The sequence below is a fragment of the Providencia lanzhouensis genome (genome assembly GCF_050469745.1).
In the GTDB taxonomy this organism is placed as follows: Bacteria; Pseudomonadota; Gammaproteobacteria; order Enterobacterales; family Enterobacteriaceae; genus Providencia; species Providencia lanzhouensis.
This window is the reverse complement of the sequence record NZ_CP174123.1, coordinates 1985952-2008316: the sequence shown is the minus strand read 5'-3', so window position 1 is coordinate 2008316 and position 22365 is coordinate 1985952. Positions and strand designations below refer to the sequence as shown.

The following is a 22365-nucleotide window of genomic DNA, read 5'->3' as shown; positions in this document are numbered from 1 at the left end:
GCTGATAGCAGATAACTCTACTATCTGCGTCGCCGCTATCTTTAGCCAGATAATTGGTTGGCAATGGCACAATAGCATGATCAAAATATTGTTTTGATTTCCCGCCCTAATAACCCGTTTCTTGGTGCCGCAATTTTATGTATTTTATATAATAAAATTATATAAAACATTTTTGTAACAATCGTTTTTATAACAACCATTTTTATAACAACAATGTACTCCTAGGTCGTGAGCCATGTTTTCTAAATCCAATATCTCGAATACTGCCCTGCTCGCGTCTTCGCTGCTATTAACCATCGGGCGCGGCGCCACATTACCATTTATGGCGATTTATCTGACACGCCAATACCATATGGCGATCGATATCGTCGGTGTTGCTATGACTATTGCCTTAACGGTCGGCGTGCTATTCAGTATGGGATTTGGCATGCTGGCGGATAAAGTCGATAAAAAACGCTGCATGCTTATTGCGGTGATAGCGTTTATTTGTGGATTTATTGCAATTCCGCTGATGAACAATGCACTATTGGTGATTATATTTTTCTCACTAATTAACTGCTCTTATTCTGTTTTTTCGACTGTATTAAAAGGCTATTTTGCAGATACTTTGTCATTATCCTTAAAAACTAAAGTATTTTCCCTCAACTACACCTTTATCAATATCGGTTGGACGGTCGGGCCCCCAATGGGCACATGGTTATTAATGTACAGCATTAATTTACCATTTTGGCTAGCGGCAGTCTCCGCAGCCGCCCCTATCTTTTTTATTCAGCGATTTGTTCAAAGCACCAAACCTGCTAGCCATGTTGATGGTCAACCGCGAGTGTGGAACCCTAAAGCAATGCTCCACGACCGTGCATTGGCTTGGTTTATTCTCTCCACTTTTCTCGGCTCACTCGTTTTCGGCTCTTTTACCACGTGGATCTCCCAATATGTAATCACCGTTGCTAACAGTGATTTTGCACAAGCAGTAATTGGTGTGATTTTACCTGTCAACGCCGTCGTCGTTGTCACTTTGCAATACACGGTAGGTAAACGTATTACGCCGGATAACTTAAGACGCTTAATGACCATTGGTAGCGTATTCTTTCTAGGGGGATTAGCGGTATTTATGGGATCTGGGGATAATCTCTATTTATGGGCGTTAGGTTCATTTATCTTCACATTGGGCGAACTTATTTACGCACCAGGGGAATATATGCTAATTGATAGCATTGCCCCTGAAGGCATGAAATCCAGCTATTTTTCTGCTCAAGCGCTGGGGCTACTTGGCGGGGCATTTAACCCTATGATGACGGGGTTCGTTCTGACTGAACTTCCTCCGTATTTTATCTTTATTATCTTAATGGTAGTGACAGTGCTGGCATGGTTAAGTATGCTTAATGGCATGCGAATTAAAAATAAACAAACCCTCGCATTGGCAATATAAACTGCGGTAAACGTAGTTTGCTGTATAAATAATGTTCCTTATGTTTAATTACCCGCTAATAGCTATTATTAGCGGGTTTCTTTTTTCTGTTTCAATGCCCTATTTCAACAGACTCATTTTTAAGGTTTCTCCGAGAATTTTTATCGCGTTACGCCGTCTTGGGATCAACTCTAAAGCATAATTAATACGCAGGTGGTTTGGGTAGCAATCGCCTGTAGCAAAGTGGGTTCCCGTCAATACCGTCACTTTATTGCGATGTAAAATCTCCATCAATTTCGCAGTATCTGCTGCCGGATGCTCGACCCATAATGAAAATCCACCTTGAGGCCTTGAAATTCGAGTATTAGCAGGAAAATGCGTTTCAACTAATTCCCGATATTGACATTGTAATTCACGATATTGCTGACGCATTCGGCGTAAATGCAAAAAATAGTGCCCTTCTTTTAAGAAATTACTCATCACTTGCTGCATAAAAACTTCGCCAGAACAATGCGATAAGTATTTTAAATGCATAACTTTCTCTTTGTATTTACCGGGGATTATCCACCCCGTCCGTGTTCCCGGTGCAACGGTTTTAGAAAATGAACTGCACAGAATCACATGACCTTCGGTATCCAGAGATTGGATCGTTGACGGACGCGGATAAGCATATGCAAGAGGCGCTAAACAATCATTCTCGATAATCGTACCTTGATATCGATTAGTCATCTCAAGCAACCTTTGTTTATTTTTTTCCGGCATAATACTGCCCATCGGGTTATTGCATGTCGGCGTGACCACCACCGCTTTGACCTGCCAACATTGGAAAGCTTCTTCTAACCTCTCCAAGTTAATTCCTGTTTGAGGATCAACGGGAATTTCGATGATTTTACGGCCCAGCCCATAAAGCGTTTGCAATAATCCGGGAAACGTCGGTGATTCAACAGCAACCACATCATTGGCTTGGGTACATGCTTGAATTGCAATAGAAATCGACTGATGGGCGCTGGTGGTCGTCACAAGATCATCAGGGGTAAATGACTGACGATAATCAGATACATGATAGATTTGCTCTCTGAGCGCGGCTAACCCTTGCAAGCTATCATACTCAAGTGTTAACGGATTACGACGCCGCGCCACCATATTCATTTCTTGCCATAATGGCTCTAAGGTTTTATCTGCAATATTAGGTACCGCACACGATAATGATGTGACTCCTGCACGCTCTTCAACACGCAGGAAGTCCATCGTCGGGTTCCATTTATCAATATGAACAGGCTTTTGAATATAGTTAGCCACTTTAGGCAATGGTGCTGTGGCCTTTTCAGGGATCACAAAATAACCCGATTTCGGTACTGCATAAATGAGCTGACACCGTTCCAGTTCACGATAAGCCAGTTGAGCCGTGGTAATGCTCACATCATGGCAGCGACTAATATCACGTACCGACGGCATTTTCTCCCCACCAAGAAACTCTCCTCGATGGATTTTGCTCTGCAGCATTTGGGCTATTTGTTTATAGAGCATCGCACTCATTTCCTTAAAATCGAATCCCGTATCTGTAATGTAATACAGATTTCGCTGAGATGATCTGTATTTTACAAAAAAGCCAATCTGTCACTTTTTTAAGTCAATTTCTCATGCGAAGCTAAATAAACAAAATACAGCAATAGGATTTTATTTATGGAATATGAAAAAAATATAAAGGGCAAACCATACCCAAAATTTATATTAACACAACCAATTACATTCATCTTTCGATGGGTAATCTCATTATTTACAAGGAAAAAATATGAGAAATATAAAAATCAAAAAATCTAAGAGTTTATTTAAAAAAATTAAACTGACCTTAATTAAATTAATTTTCGAAGGATATAAAACAGAAACCGCGCACTATAATAAATAGAAAACGATAATTGTAAATTCAAAACTATCTAATTAGAGAATATATATGATATTTATATTGAAAATTGCTGCGGAAATAGAGATATTGGCGCAGCCTTATTCTATTTCAAAATAGACCTTATTATTTTTTTGCAGATTCTTTTAGTAATAATGCCCGCTTTCGGTCGATCCCCCAGCGATATCCCGATAATCCACCATCCGTTCTCACTACTCGATGGCATGGAATCACTACAGCTAGCATGTTTGCACCACATGCATTCGCCACTGCTCTAAACGATTTAGGGGCTCCCATCTTTTCTGCGATTTCACGATAACTCACCGTTTTCCCAACAGGAATATTCCTTAACACTTGCCACACTCGTTGCTGAAATGCAGTTCCTCGAATATCCAAAGGAAGATCAAAACCTATTTCTGGGGCTTCAATAAACCCAATAACTTTAGAAACCACTTGGTCGAATGCTTTATTTCCACCAATCAACTGAGCATGGGGAAATTTATCCTGTAAGTTATTTAGCAATTGTTCAGGGTCATCTCCGAATAAAATTGCACAAATGCCTATCGGGCTTTGTGCAACCAGTACATTTCCTAGCGAGCAAACGGCCAGAGCAAAATAGATTTTGCTTCCTTCACCACCTAATTTCCACGCTGTCGGCGTCATGCCCAATCGCGAATTTGCTGTTTCATAAAAACGACTGTTCGAATGAAAACCCGCATTATAAATAGCGTCAGTGATCCGTTCATTTTCCTGTAATTGTGCTTGTACTTTCTGATGAAGATAAGCATCGCGATAGGCTTTAGGCGTTAATCCAGTTTGTAATTTAAATAATCGATGAAAATGAAACGGGCTTATTCCGACATAATCAGCTAACTCAGCCAATGTATATTTCTGGGTGTTTTGCTCAATATACCGACAAGCAAGTTCAATTTTTTCTTGATAAAACTGAGCTTGCTGTGACATTTCGTGACGACGACGTTTTCCCGACTGAAATCCCTGCGCTATCGCTTGCTGCTCATTATCAAAAAACAGCACATTGTCTCTCTTCGGTAATCGTCCCGCTGCGGATGGATGGTTATAAAGTTTCGATGTTTTCACACCATACACAAAATAACCATCTGCGGTTTTATCTCGTAGTTTCAGCGCATTCCAGCGCTGCTCATCTGTGACCCATTGATTTTTCGTCGACATATATTTAACCCTTTACTGATTTCACCGTGATCAGTATCTCTGGTTATTATATGTCGAACACTCCAAACCTTGCTTTTTAATTCGCGCTACACATTACGTCCTGCGTTTGTGTTTCGCTGTTTTTCCGGCGTACGATCAGCAAAATCACTATAAACCCGACTATCGCCAATAATGCGCCCATAAGACTCATCGTCGTGTAGCTGTAACCATGGGATAAAATCGCCGCACCAACAGCAGCACCAATGGCATTTCCCAAATTAAATGCGCCAATATTCACGGAAGATGCTAGCGCTTGTGCGCCAACAGCCGCATTCATCACTAAAATTTGAATGGGTGGAACGAGTGCAAAGCTAACAATACTCCAGAATAATAAGCCAATAGTAGCGCCAGCGATATTTGTCGCAATTATTGGGAATATCGCCATGCTTATTGCCGATAATACAAACAAAGTTAATAAAGTTGGATATAAGTTTTTATCCGCAAAATAACCACCAAGATAATTACCGATACTAAAACCAACGCCAATGACCATTAACATCATTGTAATTGTCTGATCTGAAGCCTGAATAAAATTCATCAACATTGGCGTTATAAACGTATACAAGGTAAACATTGCACTTGCTCCGAGTACCGTCGATAACATACCTAACATCACTAATGGGCGCTTTAAAATACGCAATTCATTTTTAACGTTAACCTGGCTACCTTGTAAACGTGCAGGAATCGCAAAAATTAAACTGGCGATCGTGAGCAATCCAATACCCGAAATTAAATAGAATGCCTCACGCCAGCCGATTAATTGGGTTATTTTAGTGACTAATGGAACGCCACCAATACCCGCAATGGTCAGCCCCATAAACATTGCCGCAATCGCACTCGCTTGTTTACCAGCAGGAACCACACTGGCCGCAACAATGGCACCTAAACCAAAAAATGCCCCGTGATTTAGGCTAGTAATTAACCTTGAAAGTGACAGCGTCACCAAGTTAGGCGCTAAACCCGATAATAAATTCCCCACCGTGAAAATAGCCATTAAAAAAACCAACGCAACTTTTGGGCGCTTACTCACTAATAATAGCGTCATGATTGGCGCTCCAATCATCACTCCCAGCGCATAAATCACCACAATCGCACCGACAGAAGGAATGCTTTCATTCAGGTTTTCAGCGATATAGGGAAGCATTCCCATCGGAGAAAACTCGGTAATACCAATGGCGAATGCTCCAACAGATAACGCGAGCAATGCTGTGTTTATTCTCATTTTTATGCCTTATAAACCAATATCAATTGACCGGCGGCAATTCTTCCATATTGAAAGCGGTTGAAAAACCCATTATGGTGAGAATAACTTTTGCGGGAAATGCAATAATGAAAATCACATTAGAAGAGCTCCAAACATTTATCAGCGTAGTCGATTACGGCTCTATTACAGCAGCAGCCGACCAGCAATGCATGACGATATCCACCGTGAGTCGTGCATTATTGCGTTTAGAAGAGAAAGTCAAAACCACGCTACTTTACCGAACCACTCGCGCCATCAAACTTAGTGATGAAGGTGCTGCATTTTTGCAAAAAGCGCGAGAAATAGTCCGATTAGCTCAAGAAGCCGAAGATTTGCTATCCGCTCGCCAATCGATTCCATCAGGTAAGCTACGCATTGATGCTTCTACCCCGTTTTTAACCCATGTAATTGCTCCGTTGATCCCTCTATTTTATGAACGATATCCCCAAGTTGAGTTAGAAATAAATAACTATGAAGGTGTGACAAACCTATTAGAGAAAAAAACGGATGTCGCGTTTAGAATTGGCACGTTAAAGGATTCTTCACTCAGTGCAACACTATTGGGTTATACCCAGAAAAGGCTAGTTGCTAGCCCCGCTTACTTAGAAAAATATGGAATACCGGAAACGATAGAGGATCTCCATAAGCATTGTTTGCTCGGTTTCACAACGCCAGAGTCATTAAATTATTGGCCACTCGAAAACGCCGATGGCAGCTTACTCAAAATTACCCCCCATATCGCCTGCGCCAGTGGCGAAGTGCTACATCATTTAGCGCTGCAAGGAACTGGCATTCTCTCTTCTTCCGACTTTGTAAGCTTAGATGCCTTTGCCAATGGCGGACTCGTGAAGGTGCTAGAACAAAAAACGATAACAATGAAACAGCCGATTAATGCTGTCTATTATCGCAACCAAGCTGTTTCTCCAAGGCTACGCTGCTTTATTGATTTTATTAAAAAACATTCGACAAAAATCGACCCGAGTTAATTCTTATTCACTCTTTTTCTAAACTCACTTAATGTTGCACCAGTATGCCGCTTAAAATAGCGGCATAAATACGAGGTGTCTTCAAAATTTAATTCATCCGCAATACCCTGAATGGTGAACGTTCTTCTCTCTAACAGAGCTTTAATCTCTAAAACCACTTGTCTATCAATCAGTGCCTTGGGCGGATCGTTGAAGAAGTCCTTCACAATTTGCGATAAATAAAACGGTGTAATCGAAAGTTGATTCGCATAGAACTTAACCTCTCTTTGCTGTTTACAATGCTGGGTTATTAATGTCCAAAATTGCCAACATAATTGTGATTTACGGCTACGTTCATCTGAAAAATGGGATTGTGCATGATTAACCTGATTAGCAATTTCTAAAAATAGATTTTGTAAATGTTGCCGTAATTGTAATTTCCCATACTCTGCGCGTTCTTGGTGGTAATATAAAAATAGCTGATACCAATGTGAAAATAGTGTGGATTGTGCCGATGACATTGATAAACGTGGTTGAAAATTAAAATAGGCAAACAATGAATTAGGTAAAACAAATGCAATATCTGTGGCAAACGTCTTATCAATATGGATGTAATCTACAATAAAATTCCGAGAACGCTTCTGTAACGTAACAAAAGTGTCATTATACAAAACAAAGAGCTCATTTTTGCGTAAGGCATAGCGCTTAAAATTAATATTGAAAATCCCAGCTCCTTGCCTACAAATACATAGCGTCACATAGTCTGGAGACAATACTGTATTTTGCAATTCTTCCAGTGTCGTCGAGCCGATGCTGACTACCCCTTCCCATACAGATTGATGCTGCTGCAACTCTTTCATGTTCAACACACTCACATTTCATTCATGCCATTAGCTTTATTAACCTATTCTACCTAGTTTCTTTAAAATGTCAGTTTTCATAAGTACCCAAAATACCGAGGTTAAACTATTAAAAAAAGCAAATAAATACCTAAAATAGGTGGCATAATATCAATGCAATAAAGAGAAAATAACATGATTTTATATACACAAAGGCTGATTTTACGCCCTTGGCATATTACTGATGCGGCAGACCTTTATCATTATGCAAAAGATGAACGTATCGGCCCTATTGCAGGCTGGCCACCTCACCAGAGCGTCGAAGAAAGTGCGAAAATTATTCAATCCATTTTTATGCGCGATGGTGTGTTTGCCGTTGCGCTAAAAGAAGATAACAAAGCCATTGGCTTGATTGGTTTATCTATCGGAAAAGAGAGTAATTTTCCAATTGGGGATAACGATGCGGAAGTGAGTTATTGGATAGGCGTACCATTTTGGGGAAAAGGGCTCATTCCTGAAGCTATCCGAGAAATCATGCGACATGGATTTAAAAATCTCAAACTGGATAATCTATGGTGCGGTTATTTCCAAGGTAATCAACAATCTAAAATTGCTCAAGAAAAATGTGGTTTCCAATATTACACAACATTAGCCCCACAATTTATTGAGCTTATTGGCGAGACAAAGACTGAAGAAATTAGTCGCATCACTTATCAGCAGTGGCAATCACAAGCTTAATAACCCTTACTACGCTATCTCAAAAAGATAGCGTACCCTTCAATACCATAATCTTGCAGTTTATCTGACTTTCAGCATGGATTTTGTAACAATCTACGGCAATATAATGAAAATATCCGACAGCCTACTTCCATCAATGCTATGATTTCCTGATATTTATAAACTACACGTCATACAATAAAAATATCCAAGGTAAACACATGCACGACTATGGTATTTGGACAATTATCACGCCAATTGTCACTATCCTTTTAGCTATTCTCACTCGACAGGTGATGCTTTCATTAATGCTCGGTATTTTAGTCGGTTTTACCGTCATTAATGACCACAATGTATTACTCGGCATTCGCGGAACTGTGGATGGCATCATCGATACATTTTCTTCCGCCGGCAACACTCGTACCATCGTCTTTATGGTCATGATTGGTGGGATTATGCGCCTAGTCGTCGTCACAGGCGGTGTTCGTGCATTAGTTCAGCTACTGACAAATAAAACAAAATTAATTAAGAATAGAACGGCAACACAATTACTCGCCATAGTCATTACTGCCTTAATTTTTATTGAGAGTTCCATCAACCAGTTAGTCGCGGGGGCATCCACTAAGAATTTAGCCAGACAATATGGCGTTGCCCCAGAAAAAATGTCATATCTTATTCAAACCGCCTGCGTTTCTGTTTGTTCATCAGCTATTATAAATGGTTGGGGTGCAGTGATTATGGGACTCATTGGTGTACAAATTTCCCAAGGTCTTATTTCAGGTGAACCCTTCGATATTTTAATTAAATCTATCGGCTACAACTTAATGGCATGGCTATCATTGGTCACCATTTTATTCTATGTGTTCACCAATGTTTCATGGGGACCAATGAAAAAAGCCGAAATGAAGTATCAAGAAAATTTCATGGCAGGAAAATTAGCCGAATCTTCACTTACAAATGAAGAGGAAGAGATTATTGAACATCCGAATGCCCATTCAGCCTTGAACTTTTTCATCCCTATTCTTTCTACTGTATTAATGGTTCCAGTGGCCTTATATATCACAGGTGATGGGGATTTCAGTAAAGGGAGCGGCTCAACGTCCGTTTATTGGGGCGTTATGTTCGGTACCGCAGTTTCTTTTTGTTGGTTTATCGGAAGAAGGCTATTAAATATTGATAGCTTCTTTAAAGAGCTATTTATTGGCTATGCCAGCATGTTAAAAATCAGCTCCATCATGATTTTAGCTTTCTTGATGGGAAATGTATCTTCTGAACTGAATACGGGCGCTTATATTGCTGAAGTCACTCAAGGCATTATGGCACCTGGATTCTCTATCGGCTTTATCTTTATCATTAGCGCTATTATGTCGCTGGCTACGGGTACCTCATGGGGAACCTTTGCCATTATGATCCCGATTGGTGTTCAATTAGGGTTATCCGTCGGTATGCCTATTGAATATATGATTGGCGCAGCCATATCAGGGTCTATTTTCGGAGACATGACCTCACCTATTTCTGCGGATGCCATTGTTGCCTCTATGGCTACTGATTGTGATCATATTGAACATATTCGCACTCAAATGCCTTATGCATTAGTAACAGCAAGCTTCGTACTTGCCATTTATCTCTATTTAGGATTTACCAATTAATACAGGGGAATTTAGATGTCTCTTCAACAAAAATTAACTCAGTTCGCAAAAGTTGACTTGCTTAAAGCATCGACCCCATTGAATCGACTCGATAATTTATCGCGTTTATATGGTCGAGAAATCTACATTAAACGCGATGATATGACGCCGTTAGCAATGGGCGGAAATAAGCTGCGTAAACTTGAGTTTTTAATGGCGGATGCCTTAGCCCAAAATGCAAAGATTATTGTGACAGCAGGTGCGATTCAATCAAACCATGTTCGTCAAACTGCTGCGGTAGCGGCAATGTACGGACTGAAATGTGTCGCTTTATTAGAAAATCCTATTCAAAGTGAAGACAGCAATTTCCTGCATAATGGCAATAAGCTCCTGACCGATTTATTTGGTACTCAATGCGTCATGTGTGACGAATTAACCGATCCACAAGCACAAATGGCAGAGTTAATTAAATCATTAGACTTGCAAGATGCTTATATCGTCCCTGTTGGTGGTTCCAACGGTCTGGGCGCATTAGGTTATGTTCAATGTGCGATTGAAATTGCTCAACAAAAACCGACCAATATTGAATTTGATAAAGTGATTGTGGCTTCTGGCAGTGCCGGAACTCACGCTGGCTTAGCGATTGGATTACAAGAATTACTCCCTACTTCACAACTCATTGGTGTCACCGTTTCTCGTAAACAGCAAGATCAGGCACCAAAAGTTGAAAAACTGCAAACTGAATTAGCAGAATTACTGCAAATTAAAAAAACACCAGACATTACACTTTGGGATGATTTCTTCGCACCAATGTATGGCATGCCAAACCGCGGTGGTTTAGATGCAATAGCGCTATTAGCTCAAAAAGAAGGGATCCTTCTTGACCCCGTTTATACAGGAAAAGCCATGGCGGGTTTGATTGATTATTTAGACAATTCCTCTGAAAAAACACCTGTATTATTTGTCCATACTGGCGGTGCTCAAGCCCTTTTCGCCTATTCAGAAATTAACAAAACCATTAAATAATAAATATCGCTCTATGGAGTCAGTTATTTCCATAGAGCGCCTATTTTAGGCTCGCGATTTATTCGTTACCCATAACCCGAAGATAATCACTATCCCCCCCAATAATGCAGAGAATGTAATTTCCTCATTTAAAAACAGCGTTCCTATTATTACCGCCGTCAACGGATTAAGTGCAATGAATGACCCGGCTCCCGCGGCACCTAACTGATCAACACCTTGGTAATACCAAATATAAGCCAGTGCTGAGCCTAATATTCCAAGGTATAACAGGCTCATAACATCGGTATTTGTTAAGTGTATAATCGCGCTAAGTGTTAATTGCCCCATGATACTTGACGCGATAACCAATAGTGCAGTTCCTAATAGCACGGCATATGCAACCGTATGTATAGCGCCAATTTCGCGGATAACATTTTTACCTGCAACGGTATAAATCCCCCAACTCACTACACAACCTAATATGGCAAGATCACCTTGGTTTGTTAAAAACCCACTCACATCTGACGTTTTTGCTGATAACAATATTGTTGCCCCTAATACACAACAACCAATACCCACACCTTTAATTTTCGTGATTTTTTCTCGCCATAATAAATAGGAAATTAAAGCAATCATCGCAGGATTAATTGCCACCAACAGTGCCGCTCGAGACGCAGGAATAAGCTGTAGCCCATAGAAAAAAAAGACTTGGTAGATAAATACACCGCTACATCCCAACAAGAGAATTTGAAAAAACTGACGCGAATTCACTTTTACCCAACCAATACGAGTGCAGCTCAGCAAAATAAGCAATGCAACACTCGCAAAAATAAAGCGAAGCGTCGCTGAAAATAATGGTGATATATCGGTTTGTAACATCCTACCAGCAATGAATGTTCCTCCCCATAATATCGAGACACATATCATTTTTAGAACAACAATATTGACTGACTTTTGTTGAACCTGCCTTTTGGTTATTTTTAATTCCATCGCGATGTTTCCCCATCCATATCAGATATTGTGTACTTTATTGACTCAGTCATTCGATACGGATAAGGTATTTGTTATCCAAGATCATAATCAAATGAGTATTTACTCATGACACTAAGCCAACTGGAAATATTTACCCGTGTTGCTGAGCTAAAAAGTTTTACCTTGGCGGCAATGTCTTTGAATATTTCCCAATCTGCGGTTTCACATGCCATTAAATCCCTTGAAAAAGATTTCAATGTCAGTTTATTTACGCGAGAACAAAACCAAGTCACTCTGACCGAAATTGGTAACACACTGCTAAATCGCGCCCAACATATACTGAGCCTTCAAGAAGCAATGCGCCAAGAAGCGCTAGCATCCAATGGATTAAAGAAAGGTGTTTTACGGATAGGATCTTTCGGCCCCGGTTCTTCAACGGGTATTTTGCCTCCATTACTAAAGGTCTTTCGTCAGCAATACCCAAGCATTGAAATTATTGTTGATGAGGGAGACGATGAGAGCGTGGCTCAATGGTTGCAAGAAAAGCGCATAGATATTGGTGTTGTGGTCTTGCCAGACGAACGCTTTGATACTTTTCCCATAAAACACGACCAATATGTGGCTATTTTACCGCTAAACCACCCTTTGACTCAGTACGACGGAGTTACACTAAAACAATTGTGTGAGTACCCCTTCAACTTAACTCAAGCCGGTTCAGGTAAAATTGTGATGGGACTATTTTCTGCACAAAAGCTGACACCTAAAATTCAATTTAGGACCCGCCAGCTTCTCAGTACGTTTTCATTAGTTGCACGAAATGAAGCCGTATCGATTGTGGCTCAACTCGCAATCCCCGAAAATATTAACAACATCGTCGTAAAACCATTAATTCCCCGCGTGACTCGGGATATTGCCTTTGCTGTTAATAATTACAGTGATGCGTCTCCAGCCACAAAAGCATTTATTAAGCTAGTAAAAAGCCGTTATCGTGATTAAGCGTTTACCGTTGTTAATCGGTAATGAATAACATACAGACAATTTTCTGTTGGGTAAATTTCACGAATTAAAGCTTTCAACGTTTCCAATGTCATCGCTTCTTGGGTCGCGTGATACTCTGAAATATCATCGTAGCTTAGCGGCTCAACAGAAAGTATTTCAATATCGGTATAGTACTCGCCAGTTTCTAAAGCGTGGACTTTGACAACGGAGCCTGGTACATAATGACTCTCACTTTCATCACGAATGGTGATCACTTTGTCACCGGAAACAACCAGTGGTAATAAACGCTCAAAGAACGTAATGGTTTCGGGGATATTGTTCACAGATATTCCTTAATCTTCTCTTAATTAAACAAATGCTATCCCATGTACCATAGTGACAGCAATCTCAATTTGCTCAATAGACTAGGAACGTTCAGTTAATTTATTAGGACACAATGAAATGACTCACAACGAAGCGTGTTTTTACTCATTAGAAAATATTTTTTGGTCTGCTATTTGCCTAAAGACGCATCATGTAGAGCCAAATACGTTTGCCTATTTTACTGAGCTAAAAACTCCCGCTTTTAATTATATTTACTTACATTCAGGAGCAACTATTGCTGGCTTTGAAGCGGCAAATACATTATTTCAACAACAGTCAAAACCCTATATTTTAGTTGTTCACACCGATGAATTACCCAAGTTCTCAAATTGTATACAACAGCATGATCTTATTGATGATGATGAATCAACAGCGATGGTCTTTGAATTTACGGGAAATGAACTCAAAACGGAAAATCAGTTACCAGACGACTATCATATAAAGCTTAGCAATCATAATCTCTCTGACTGGTCGAAACCGCTTATTACTTCGTTTCCTGTAGTCAATGAACTTGATTGTGATAATGATGAATCCATCATTGATGAATATATTCGCTATCATCAGCGTGCGTTGGACAAGCAAACCAATATCATGCATTTTGTCTTATTTAATCAGCAGACCCCTGTATCATCACTGACACTCACGTTACACAATGACATTGCGCGCTTAGATGATATTGGTACAGATATTGAATTCCAGAGACAAGGATGTGCCACGGCATTGATTAAACATGCCTTACAGGTTTGTCTTCAACATAAAATCAAGCAGTGTTATTTGGAAGCGTCTAGCGATGGTTTGTCGGTTTATCAAAAACTAGGTTTTAAACCGATTTTTAAATATCACAGCTACATTTCAGAATAGAATCCCTAAATACCCAACTAAGAATTCTTTAGCTGGGTATCTACCCAACCTATTTTTTGATATTTAATTTTGTATACCAATCCTGAATATCAGCGATAACGACTGCTGTCTGATTATTGTCCTGACTGTCTTTAAAATAGTGGTCTAATGTGGAATAAGTTTTATAGGTAATATTGGGGTTATTAATCTCATTCATCATTTTCTGTGAACCTTCCACATCCACATTAATATCGGTGAGCGTTTGGATCACTAAATGGGGTTTACGAACACCTTGAAGTAGTTTTTTATTATCTATCGTTAAGGCTTCATACCACCAATTTTGTCCGTGATTACTGGGAAACTGGTCATCATCTAAATGATCATGCAAAACTGCATCTGCAAACTGGTTAAATCCTTCTATTGCACCTTGCGCTTCTTCAGCAGGTAGACTTTTATTAATGCTGTAAATCACATCATTAATAAAAAATTGTCCGCCACCATTTAGTGAAATAGCCGCATCAATAAAATTAACTCTAGACGCAATAATATTCGTGACTACCGCCCCTTCACTACCACCTAATACAACAATATGCTGATACTGATTTTTCAACTGGTTCAGCACAGCAATATAGTTATCCACTCTCTCAAAATAAGAATCATTTCTCATATATTCCACAGGGCAGTTCTCTTCTAAGGAATTTGGATCATGTAACCCTACATCTGGTGTTAAGCCTGTTTTTTCCACTAAAAGCACATCACTATTAGGTAATACTCCCCTAAAATTCTTAATCAGGTTTTGGTTATTAACGACACTTTTACAGTCGGAGCCTTGGATTAATACCAATAATTCTTTAGAGGGATTAGAGTCACTTTTAAGTAGGTAATAATGGATTTCTTTATCATCGTGTTTCAGTATTTGCCTATCAAAAGGATTTTCAGCAGATTCTACAAACACTGAATAACCCACTAAATACAGGGCAACCAATATAAATTTTTGCATTACCTTAACGTAACCCCAGTCATCTTTTATTTTTCAAAAACAATACATTGAAGCATATAACATTTACAACTCTATTTATCTTATTTACGTCACTCTATTTAGCATATTTATGCAGGTACGATCTCTTTATTTCCACTATCATAATGGATGAATTAGTAAGATAATCTCATTGAGTTACAAAGCTTTTTATAAATTTACATGACATTTTATAGAGTAAATGAGCAATGTAAGATAGCATTAAATAACAATCTATCTGCATATCGCACGAAACGCCTTAATTTATCTTCAAATTTACTTTATAGATATTGATTAATGACACTGAAAACGTTGCACAAGAGTGGGATCTAAGGCTAAAGATAAGATGACAACTGCCGCAACGGTTGCTGATTTTAAAGGTTTAGTTATTATCAATAGATAGATCACAAAGGCTTTACTGCCAATAAGTTAACAAAATTTTACATGGGGCCAGATTTATTATTTGCTCCATTTTGACTAACACATTTTGTATCAGGTAACTGACTAATGAACATACCGCTCTACTATTTACGACATTACCAATCGATCGAAAAGACGTTTTGGACTTCGATTTGTGAGCACAGTATCCAGATTGCACAACATACAATTTGTTATTTAACGCCATTAAACTCCCCAGCGTTCAATTTTATTTATCTGCAACCCGACTCTACTCATCATGCTTTTATGCAAGCATACAACCTGTTCGTATCGCAGAAAAAGAATCACACTTTGGTGATCCCTGAAGAGATGTTGCCAAAAGTCGTCAAAGATATTGAAGCACTTAACTATAAACGTGACAGCGTCACAACTGCAATGGCACTAACATTGTCACAGCAAAAAGAAGTTGATTTGCCTGATAATCAGGTAGATATCGTGCTCGCAAACCATGATTTATCCCTTTGGGCTAAACCATTGGTTTCTGCGTTCTACCTTTCCGAAGAGCATGATACCGTGATCCAAGAGTATGTTCGCTACCACGAAGATGCCCTGCAACAAGGTGCACCGCAATTCCATTTAGTCTTATTGGTCAATGGAGAGCCCGCAACATCCATGACGGTCACCATTGAAGGCGAATTAGCACGTTTCGACGATATCGGTACTGAACCTAAGTTTCAAGGTAAAGGCTATGCTTCTCAGCTTATTGATTATGCTCTCGCATTTTGTCGTCAACAACGAGTCGAACATTGCTTCTTAGATGCTTCAGAAGCAGGATTTGATTTATATAAAAAATTTGGATTTGAGCCGTTATTCCGTTACATCAATTATGTTTGGTGCAACAAAAACACAGTGAATTAATGAGATAACTTTATAGTGATATTGCCGATAGCAGGCCGCTATCGGCAAAAATTGCGGAAAATATCAGAGATTAAATTTCATCGCAGGCTGTTTTTAATGCAGCTGTTTGCTGGAATTTTTCAATCCCAAGTTCAATTAAACGACTGATCAATTCTTGATAAGTCATACCGCCTTGTTGCCACAGTTTCGGATACATACTGATATTAGTGAAACCCGGTAATGTATTGATTTCATTAATCACAACATCATTCGTTTCAGTTAAAAATACATCAACGCGGGACATACCGCTACAGTTTAAGGCTTGATAAGCTTCAAGTGCAATTGCACGGATCTTTTCACTCACATCTTGCTCTAAATCCGCCGGAGCAACAACAGACGCACCATTTTCATCAATATATTTAGTATGATAAGCATAGAAACTGTCATGCAGCACGATTTCGCCACATGGGCTAGCTAGTGGGTGTTCATTTCCAAGCACCGCACACTCGATTTCACGCCCTTTTACAGCGCTTTCAATCAGCACTTTTACATCGAATAAGAATGCAAAATCTAATGCCGTGTTAAACTCGCTTTCATTATTAACTTTACTGATCCCAACCGATGAACCTTGGTTAGCTGGTTTAATAAATAATGGTAAGCCCAGTTTCTCAACCGTTGCAGCATAGCTAATTTCACCACGACCGCTTTTCAATAGCGTAATAAACGGTGCAATGTGCAACCCTGCATCCCTTAAAAGACGTTTGGTGACATCTTTATCCATGCAAGCTGATGAGCCTAGAACACCCGGTCCAACAAATGGCAGATTCGCCATACGCAGTAAACCTTGCAAAGAACCATCTTCACCTAAGTTACCGTGGACAATTGGGAAAATCACATCAATTTGTGGGAGAGGTTTAGCATCTTCTAGAGAAATGAATTGTTCACTTTGTTTGCCTGGAACGATTGCAATGCTACGCTTTGGAGTATTTAACGCGATATGAGCAGGATCATCGCCATGTAACAGGAAGTTCGCTTCATCATACTCATGCCATTGCCCTTCTTTATTAATACCGATAAGGCAAACATCAAACTTACTACGATCTAATCCATTAATAATATTTTTAGCTGATTGCAACGAAACTTCATGCTCAGTGGATTTACCACCAAAAATGACACCAACCCGAATTTTGCTCATTATTTACTCCAACATAAAGACATCAAAAACGATTCTGGGAAATATAGCACGCAGCGAAATAGTTAGGGCATAAAAACTTCACTACGCAAGTAGGTTCGGTGATTAAATGACCAAACCCTTAAAAGTATACAAATTTTATGCCGATTGCTGAGTTAACAACAGGCTTTGATTCACGTTTGTTTCCAACCATTCCATAAAAATGGCCGCTGGGGTATCTGCTTTTATTTCTTTGGGTGAAAGTAAATAATATGCCGAACCATCTTCAATGAAACCTTCTGGGGCCATTAATTGTTGTGTATTAATTTCATCAGCAACCATTAGGAACGATGCAATAGCAACGCCCTGTCCTGCTAATGCAGCCTGCAAACACAAGTAGAAATGTTCGAAATTAACTTGTTTATTATGTTGTAAATTGGTGCCACTACGGGCTTGCCATGTACGCCAAACATTTGGCCGAGAGGCTGGCACAAGTAAGTTCATCTCATGATAGGGTTGGCTATCATTTTTCTTGATAATGCCCATCCATTCTGCACATATTTTCTTCGCATAAATATTGTCATCCCAAGTGAAATCATTACGACGAAGAGCAAGATCGACTCCCGCCTTATTAAAATCAATAGGACCACCTGCGGCAATCAAATGTACCGTAATTTCAGGGTGTTGCTGATAAAAATCAGTTAAACGAGGGATCAACCATTTCATTGCGATGGTCGGCTCACACGATAAACTAACTACTTGGTTATGAGGACGCTGCGTAATTTTTTCGACGGTATCAGAAAGTTGCTGGAATAAGTGTGTTGTTGTTTGAAATAACAATTTACCTTCTTCTGTTAAAAAGATAGCTCGATTACGCCGTTCAAACAGTAAAACACCGAGATGCTCCTCAAGTAATTTTATCTGGCGGCTAATTGCACTGTGCGTAACATGCAGCTCTTGCGCGGCTTTAATAATACTTTCATAGCGCGCAACAACATCAAAAAACCGTAACGATGTTAATGGAGGCAGTTTCATAAAATTAATGTCTTCATAAAATTAAGGGGCTTATAAAATCAAGAAGCTTATAAAATGAGTAGTTTCACAATTAAATAGGTAACGAAAACTGACAGATTTCATTGAGAATAAATCGCTTTTTATCTAACTACAATCTATTGATAATCAATGTATCTAATTAATCAAATCTATTTTTCACCCAAAAATTAAGTCAGTTTTTATTACCATTAGGATCTCACTATGAATGAAATTATCGCTGTTGCCACCATCACTATTTTGGCGGTTATTAGCCCTGGTCCCGACTTCGCTATGGTCACCAGAAATAGCTACTCCTATGGCACCAAAACGGGTTTACTCAGTGCCCTTGGTATTGCTGCTGGAGTGCAAATTCATGTGTTGTATACCATTTTTGGCGTGACTCTGATCATTATGAGTTCCCCTACATTATTTATGGCAGTCAAACTCCTTGGCGTCGCTTACTTGGTGTATATCGGCTTTAAATCCCTAACAAACAAAACAGCCATTAACGCCAGCGATAACCTTAACCCAACATCAGCACCCTCTTCATTTTCCGCATTTAAAATGGGTTTTTTAACCAATGCACTCAACCCTAAAACGATGTTTTTCGTTGTTTCGGTCTACACCCAAGTGATCCAAGCTGGTAATTCTCAATGGCTAAACTTCAGCTACGGATTATTTATTTCTTTTGCACATTGGGTTTGGTTTAGTTTAATTGCTCTATTTTTTGCAGCACCATTGATTAGAAATAAAATCTTAAAATATCAATTCATTATGGATAGAGTTATCGGCGCCTTATTAATTATTCTGGGTATCTCTTTGCTCTTTTTTAGTATTTCATCATGACTGAATTCATTTCGAATGAACCGAACCATTTTGAAAATGTTCATTCACCATAATGGCAAGCTCCACCACATCTTTAGGAAGGTTTAAGTCATTCATTTTACTCAGAGAAATCCAATGAAAATCTGCATTGCATTGGATTTCTTCGTCTATGAGCTCACAGAGATAAACCATATCGATATGCCAATGATCTCCTTGGCGCTTATCTGCAATGAATTCTTTTAAAATAGCTAAAGGAATTGGTAAAGAGAGAGTATTTTTTGAATCATTTACCTTAGAGTGTAACGGATAGCGGCAATCAATCACTCGGCACCGTAAGCCTGTTTCTTCAAACACTTCACGAACAACGGTATCTTGTGGTTCTTCATTTGGATCAACGTGACCTCCAGGAGGTAGCCAGATACCTAGCTTAGGGTGCTCATGTAATAGAAATTCCCCTCGGGAATTACAGATCATCGCCGTCGCCGTAAAATGTTTGATATGTTCCACTATTTTTCTTCCTTTATACCTATCATTTTTATAAATCAATTAAGTACAATACAACGCCCCTAATCGCCGCTATTGCCACCGCCAGTTCTTCATGGGATAAGGTACTAATTGCTATTCTTAACGCCTGCGGTACTGAGTTTGATGTGCTGTAAGACTCTGCGCTGCTAATGGCTATATTTTGCTTTTTTAATTCACTGACGACTGCATCTGCGCGTACGCCATCAGGTAATGGTAACCAAACAAAATAGCTAGCAGGATGCGCAATATAGGGTATATCCGTAAAAATTTTCTGGACTATTGCTTGCCGTATTTTTGCATCCCGTCGCTTATCCCTTTCAATGCTATCTACCTCACCTTTTTCAATCCAATCACAGAGGATAGCCGTGGTTATTGCCGGTGTATTCCATGTTGTAATTCGGATAATACGCTCGATGTTTTCAATATATTGTTGCGGTGCCAGTACCGCGCCGACACGTAATCCCGTTGCAATATTCTTCGAAAAACCTGTTGTATAAAATGTAATTTCAGGTGCCAGCGTTGCTAATGGAACAACTGCTGGTCGCTGCAAAAAGGCATAAGATCCATCTTCAATTAAGAAAAATTGGTGCCGTTTAGCTATATCCACCAACTTTTTACGCTCCGATAAACTCATCACCCAGCCTAGTGGATTATGCAAAGTCGGCATCGCATAGTAAGCTCGAATTTTTCTCTGTTGGCATAGCTTATCCAACGCTTGTAAGTTTGGACCATTTTCTGCCGTAGGCACAGATATCAGTTCTAAATGGTAAATTTTTGCAAGAGCCTTAAACCCCGGGTAAGTTAAGGCATCGACGGCAATAATATCCCCAGGACTGAACATACCTAAAATGATGGTAGCTAAACCATGTTGCCCACCACTCACTAAAGCCACTGTATCTGCCGTTGCATGAGTTAACCCACGCTGTTTTAAGTATTTAGCGACCGTTTTTCTTTCATGTTCCCGCCCTGTATGTTGTTGATAATAAAGAATCCCTTCTAGATCACCACCAACCGCTATTTCCCGTAACGATTCCCGTAATAGTTTGGTTTGTTCTTTCGCAATCGGATAACTGAAATTCAGGTCTAACGCGTTTTTAGCGACATCTTGCTCAATACTTAACTTGGGCAATAGATTGATATCTCGGACAAAGGTGCCTCGCCCGGTTTCCCCGATGATCAAGCCCCGTTCAATCAGTTCTCGATATACCCGAGAAGCTGTCACTAAGGAAATACCCGATTTTTCCGCAAAATGGCGATGCGTAGGCAAACGCTCCCCCGCTTTCAATTCGCCACTCATGATTTGCGCTGAAAGCAAGTCAACATACTGCTTATAACGATTCTGAGTCATGAAATTGTACCTATGACAATTTTTTGATTGTCATGATTATGTCGATTAGCTTAGTAAAACTCAATTACTAATAATAACGGTCAATTATGAATCAAATTAAACGATTAACATCGAGCAGTGTTTCCATAACGGATCCCTCTCATACCACTCGCGGTTGGATCAGTGGATTTATTGGTGTTGCTATTTTTAGTGGCTCACTTCCCGCAACCAAACTGGCTATCAGTGGGTTTTCGCCCGATTATTTGACCATTCTACGGGCTACCATCGCTGGAATTTTGGCTCTGATTGTTTTGATAGCTTTACGCCAAAAAATCCCAGCAAGACAAAAGTTGATTCCTCTTCTTATCGTGACATTTGGTGTGGTGCTTGGCTTTCCATTCTTAACTGCTGTTGCATTACAGTACATTAGCTCATCTCACTCCATTGTATATTTAGGGATGCTTCCTTTGTCTACCGCTTTATTCGGCGTTTTACGGGCAGGCGAGCGCCCTCGCAAATTGTTTTGGTTGTTTTCAGTCATGGGAAGTTTATTTGTAATCGGCTTCGCAATTCTTCAAGGAGCCACTCACGCATGGCAAGGTGACTTATATATGGTCATTGCTGTGATTGTCTGTGGATTGGGCTACGCAGAAGGTGCTGTACTTTCAAAATCATTAGGGAGTTGGCAGGTGATTTGCTGGGCGTTGGTTTTAGCGTTACCCATCATGGTGATATTCAGTATTTTGCGCTTACCACCCACGTTTTCTACTGTGCCATTTGAAGCATGGATGGGCCTAGGTTATGTCTCTCTATTTAGTATGCTAATTGGTTTCTTTTTTTGGTACCGAGGGCTGGCTGAAGGCGGAATTTCGGGCGTCAGTCAATTGCAACTATTACAACCGTTTATTGGATTAGTACTTTCCGCTTGGCTACTTAATGAAACAGTTAATAGCGTCATGATCATGTCTACGCTTGGAGTCATTCTGTGTGTCGCTGGTTCAAAACGTTTTTCACGTTAGATATTGAAATAACTAACCTTAACGGAAAATTAAGGTTTAACTTTGGTTTATGGTAATGCTGAGGCGA

General features: G+C 39.7%; 21 protein-coding genes. 10 read left to right on the top strand and 11 right to left on the bottom strand.

Annotation, left to right across the window (positions count from 1 at the left end; genetic code table 11):
• The first annotated feature begins 235 nt into the window (after nt 1–235).
• Nucleotides 236–1429, top strand: a complete 1194-nt coding sequence (gene ydeE / locus ACIH2S_RS09440; RefSeq protein WP_036948034.1) for an efflux MFS transporter YdeE — start codon at nt 236–238, stop codon at nt 1427–1429.
• A 99-nt stretch (nt 1430–1528) separates the two neighbouring features.
• Here ydeE and ACIH2S_RS09435 read toward each other — a convergent pair whose 3' ends face one another.
• The 3 genes from ACIH2S_RS09435 to ACIH2S_RS09425 form a co-directional block, all read right to left on the bottom strand.
• A complete protein-coding gene (locus ACIH2S_RS09435) occupies nt 1529–2935 on the bottom strand; it encodes a PLP-dependent aminotransferase family protein (RefSeq protein ID WP_230083118.1) in 1407 nt (468 codons plus the stop codon).
• 499 nt (nt 2936–3434) lie between these two features.
• A complete protein-coding gene (gene ada / locus ACIH2S_RS09430) occupies nt 3435–4499 on the bottom strand; it encodes a bifunctional DNA-binding transcriptional regulator/O6-methylguanine-DNA methyltransferase Ada (protein ID WP_430248534.1) in 1065 nt (354 codons plus the stop codon).
• A gap of 76 nt (nt 4500–4575) precedes the next feature.
• Nucleotides 4576–5760 (bottom strand): MFS transporter, encoded by a 1185-nt coding sequence (locus tag ACIH2S_RS09425; protein WP_108478144.1) that lies wholly within the window; start codon nt 5758–5760, stop codon nt 4576–4578.
• Between the two features lie 107 nt (nt 5761–5867).
• Here ACIH2S_RS09425 and ACIH2S_RS09420 point away from each other — a divergent pair, with 107 nt between their 5' ends.
• Complete coding sequence (locus tag ACIH2S_RS09420) at nt 5868–6767, top strand: LysR family transcriptional regulator (RefSeq protein WP_036948044.1); 900 nt, start codon at nt 5868–5870, stop codon at nt 6765–6767.
• On the opposite strand, the gene ACIH2S_RS09415 is transcribed toward ACIH2S_RS09420, so the two are convergent.
• Entirely contained in the window at nt 6764–7606 is an 843-nt protein-coding gene (locus ACIH2S_RS09415; RefSeq protein WP_108478146.1) for an AraC family transcriptional regulator, read from the bottom strand. The genes ACIH2S_RS09420 and ACIH2S_RS09415 overlap by 4 nt on opposite strands.
• 174 nt (nt 7607–7780) lie before the next feature.
• Between ACIH2S_RS09415 and ACIH2S_RS09410 the strand changes: the two genes are divergently transcribed.
• The 3 genes from ACIH2S_RS09410 to ACIH2S_RS09400 all read left to right on the top strand — a co-directional run bounded on the left by ACIH2S_RS09410 (nt 7781) and on the right by ACIH2S_RS09400 (nt 10956).
• The gene (locus tag ACIH2S_RS09410) at nt 7781–8323 is read left to right on the top strand and encodes a GNAT family N-acetyltransferase (protein ID WP_036948047.1); all 543 of its coding nucleotides are present in this window, start codon (nt 7781–7783) and stop codon (nt 8321–8323) included.
• Nucleotides 8324–8523: 200 nt separating this feature from the next.
• Entirely contained in the window at nt 8524–9951 is a 1428-nt protein-coding gene (locus ACIH2S_RS09405) for a Na+/H+ antiporter NhaC family protein (protein ID WP_036948049.1), read from the top strand.
• 15 nt (nt 9952–9966) lie between these two features.
• Nucleotides 9967–10956: a D-cysteine desulfhydrase gene (locus ACIH2S_RS09400; protein ID WP_036948052.1), complete on the top strand. Its 990-nt coding sequence runs from the start codon at nt 9967–9969 to the stop codon at nt 10954–10956.
• Nucleotides 10957–11001: 45 nt separating this feature from the next.
• On the opposite strand, the gene ACIH2S_RS09395 is transcribed toward ACIH2S_RS09400, so the two are convergent.
• On the bottom strand, nt 11002–11925 hold the full coding sequence (locus tag ACIH2S_RS09395; RefSeq protein ID WP_108478147.1) for a DMT family transporter: 924 nt from the start codon (nt 11923–11925) through the stop codon (nt 11002–11004).
• 108 nt (nt 11926–12033) lie between these two features.
• On the opposite strand from ACIH2S_RS09395, the gene ACIH2S_RS09390 reads away from it, so the two are divergent.
• Nucleotides 12034–12903: a LysR family transcriptional regulator gene (locus ACIH2S_RS09390; RefSeq protein WP_108478148.1), complete on the top strand. Its 870-nt coding sequence runs from the start codon at nt 12034–12036 to the stop codon at nt 12901–12903.
• On the opposite strand, the gene yqfB is transcribed toward ACIH2S_RS09390, so the two are convergent.
• Nucleotides 12900–13229, bottom strand: a complete 330-nt coding sequence (gene yqfB, locus ACIH2S_RS09385; protein WP_349487811.1) for a N(4)-acetylcytidine aminohydrolase — start codon at nt 13227–13229, stop codon at nt 12900–12902. The two genes, ACIH2S_RS09390 and yqfB, sit on opposite strands and share 4 nt — an antisense overlap.
• Nucleotides 13230–13347: 118 nt before the next feature.
• Here yqfB and ACIH2S_RS09380 point away from each other — a divergent pair, with 118 nt between their 5' ends.
• The gene (locus ACIH2S_RS09380) at nt 13348–14130 is read left to right on the top strand and encodes a GNAT family N-acetyltransferase (RefSeq protein WP_349487810.1); all 783 of its coding nucleotides are present in this window, start codon (nt 13348–13350) and stop codon (nt 14128–14130) included.
• A 49-nt stretch (nt 14131–14179) separates the two neighbouring features.
• Here the strand turns inward: ACIH2S_RS09380 and ACIH2S_RS09375 are convergent, their stop codons facing one another.
• Nucleotides 14180–15109 (bottom strand): acyl-CoA thioester hydrolase/BAAT C-terminal domain-containing protein, encoded by a 930-nt coding sequence (locus tag ACIH2S_RS09375; RefSeq protein ID WP_036948058.1) that lies wholly within the window; start codon nt 15107–15109, stop codon nt 14180–14182.
• A 522-nt stretch (nt 15110–15631) separates the two neighbouring features.
• Between ACIH2S_RS09375 and ACIH2S_RS09370 the strand changes: the two genes are divergently transcribed.
• Nucleotides 15632–16420, top strand: a complete 789-nt coding sequence (locus tag ACIH2S_RS09370) for a GNAT family N-acetyltransferase (RefSeq protein WP_036948060.1) — start codon at nt 15632–15634, stop codon at nt 16418–16420.
• Nucleotides 16421–16490: 70 nt separating this feature from the next.
• On the opposite strand, the gene ddlA is transcribed toward ACIH2S_RS09370, so the two are convergent.
• Nucleotides 16491–17594 (bottom strand): D-alanine--D-alanine ligase, encoded by a 1104-nt coding sequence (gene ddlA / locus ACIH2S_RS09365; protein ID WP_036948064.1) that lies wholly within the window; start codon nt 17592–17594, stop codon nt 16491–16493.
• A gap of 135 nt (nt 17595–17729) precedes the next feature.
• The gene (locus ACIH2S_RS09360; RefSeq protein WP_036948066.1) at nt 17730–18605 is read right to left on the bottom strand and encodes a LysR family transcriptional regulator; all 876 of its coding nucleotides are present in this window, start codon (nt 18603–18605) and stop codon (nt 17730–17732) included.
• Between the two features lie 219 nt (nt 18606–18824).
• Between ACIH2S_RS09360 and ACIH2S_RS09355 the strand changes: the two genes are divergently transcribed.
• Nucleotides 18825–19448 carry a LysE family translocator gene (locus tag ACIH2S_RS09355; protein WP_036948068.1) on the top strand — a complete coding sequence of 208 codons (624 nt, stop codon included), beginning with the start codon at nt 18825–18827 and terminating at the stop codon, nt 19446–19448.
• 6 nt (nt 19449–19454) lie between these two features.
• Here ACIH2S_RS09355 and ACIH2S_RS09350 read toward each other — a convergent pair whose 3' ends face one another.
• Together ACIH2S_RS09350 and ACIH2S_RS09345 are read right to left on the bottom strand one after the other, a co-directional pair.
• Nucleotides 19455–19934 (bottom strand): NUDIX hydrolase, encoded by a 480-nt coding sequence (locus tag ACIH2S_RS09350; RefSeq protein WP_272533949.1) that lies wholly within the window; start codon nt 19932–19934, stop codon nt 19455–19457.
• Between the two features lie 28 nt (nt 19935–19962).
• Entirely contained in the window at nt 19963–21300 is a 1338-nt protein-coding gene (locus tag ACIH2S_RS09345; RefSeq protein ID WP_036948074.1) for a PLP-dependent aminotransferase family protein, read from the bottom strand.
• A gap of 86 nt (nt 21301–21386) precedes the next feature.
• On the opposite strand from ACIH2S_RS09345, the gene ACIH2S_RS09340 reads away from it, so the two are divergent.
• Nucleotides 21387–22298 (top strand): DMT family transporter, encoded by a 912-nt coding sequence (locus ACIH2S_RS09340; RefSeq protein ID WP_154599278.1) that lies wholly within the window; start codon nt 21387–21389, stop codon nt 22296–22298.
• The last annotated feature ends 67 nt before the right edge of the window (nt 22299–22365 follow it).

Bases quoted from the DNA above. Each gene is read 5' to 3' on its own strand.
- ACIH2S_RS09410 (WP_036948047.1), top strand. From the start codon at position 7,781: ATGATTTTATATACACAAAGGCTGATTTTACGCCCTTGGCATATTACT.
- ACIH2S_RS09355 (WP_036948068.1), top strand. From the start codon at position 18,825: ATGAATGAAATTATCGCTGTTGCCACCATCACTATTTTGGCGGTTATT.
- ACIH2S_RS09425 (WP_108478144.1), bottom strand. From the start codon at position 5,760: ATGAGAATAAACACAGCATTGCTCGCGTTATCTGTTGGAGCATTCGCC.
- ACIH2S_RS09345 (WP_036948074.1), bottom strand. From the start codon at position 21,300: ATGACTCAGAATCGTTATAAGCAGTATGTTGACTTGCTTTCAGCGCAA.
- ACIH2S_RS09370 (WP_036948060.1), top strand. From the start codon at position 15,632: ATGAACATACCGCTCTACTATTTACGACATTACCAATCGATCGAAAAG.
- ydeE (WP_036948034.1), top strand. From the start codon at position 236: ATGTTTTCTAAATCCAATATCTCGAATACTGCCCTGCTCGCGTCTTCG.
- ACIH2S_RS09340 (WP_154599278.1), top strand. From the start codon at position 21,387: ATGAATCAAATTAAACGATTAACATCGAGCAGTGTTTCCATAACGGAT.
- ACIH2S_RS09415 (WP_108478146.1), bottom strand. From the start codon at position 7,606: ATGAAAGAGTTGCAGCAGCATCAATCTGTATGGGAAGGGGTAGTCAGC.
- ACIH2S_RS09375 (WP_036948058.1), bottom strand. From the start codon at position 15,109: ATGCAAAAATTTATATTGGTTGCCCTGTATTTAGTGGGTTATTCAGTG.
- ddlA (WP_036948064.1), bottom strand. From the start codon at position 17,594: ATGAGCAAAATTCGGGTTGGTGTCATTTTTGGTGGTAAATCCACTGAG.
- ACIH2S_RS09380 (WP_349487810.1), top strand. From the start codon at position 13,348: ATGACTCACAACGAAGCGTGTTTTTACTCATTAGAAAATATTTTTTGG.
- ACIH2S_RS09405 (WP_036948049.1), top strand. From the start codon at position 8,524: ATGCACGACTATGGTATTTGGACAATTATCACGCCAATTGTCACTATC.
- ACIH2S_RS09360 (WP_036948066.1), bottom strand. From the start codon at position 18,605: ATGAAACTGCCTCCATTAACATCGTTACGGTTTTTTGATGTTGTTGCG.
- ACIH2S_RS09395 (WP_108478147.1), bottom strand. From the start codon at position 11,925: ATGGAATTAAAAATAACCAAAAGGCAGGTTCAACAAAAGTCAGTCAAT.
- ada (WP_430248534.1), bottom strand. From the start codon at position 4,499: ATGTCGACGAAAAATCAATGGGTCACAGATGAGCAGCGCTGGAATGCG.
- ACIH2S_RS09420 (WP_036948044.1), top strand. From the start codon at position 5,868: ATGAAAATCACATTAGAAGAGCTCCAAACATTTATCAGCGTAGTCGAT.
- ACIH2S_RS09390 (WP_108478148.1), top strand. From the start codon at position 12,034: ATGACACTAAGCCAACTGGAAATATTTACCCGTGTTGCTGAGCTAAAA.
- ACIH2S_RS09435 (WP_230083118.1), bottom strand. From the start codon at position 2,935: ATGCTCTATAAACAAATAGCCCAAATGCTGCAGAGCAAAATCCATCGA.
- ACIH2S_RS09400 (WP_036948052.1), top strand. From the start codon at position 9,967: ATGTCTCTTCAACAAAAATTAACTCAGTTCGCAAAAGTTGACTTGCTT.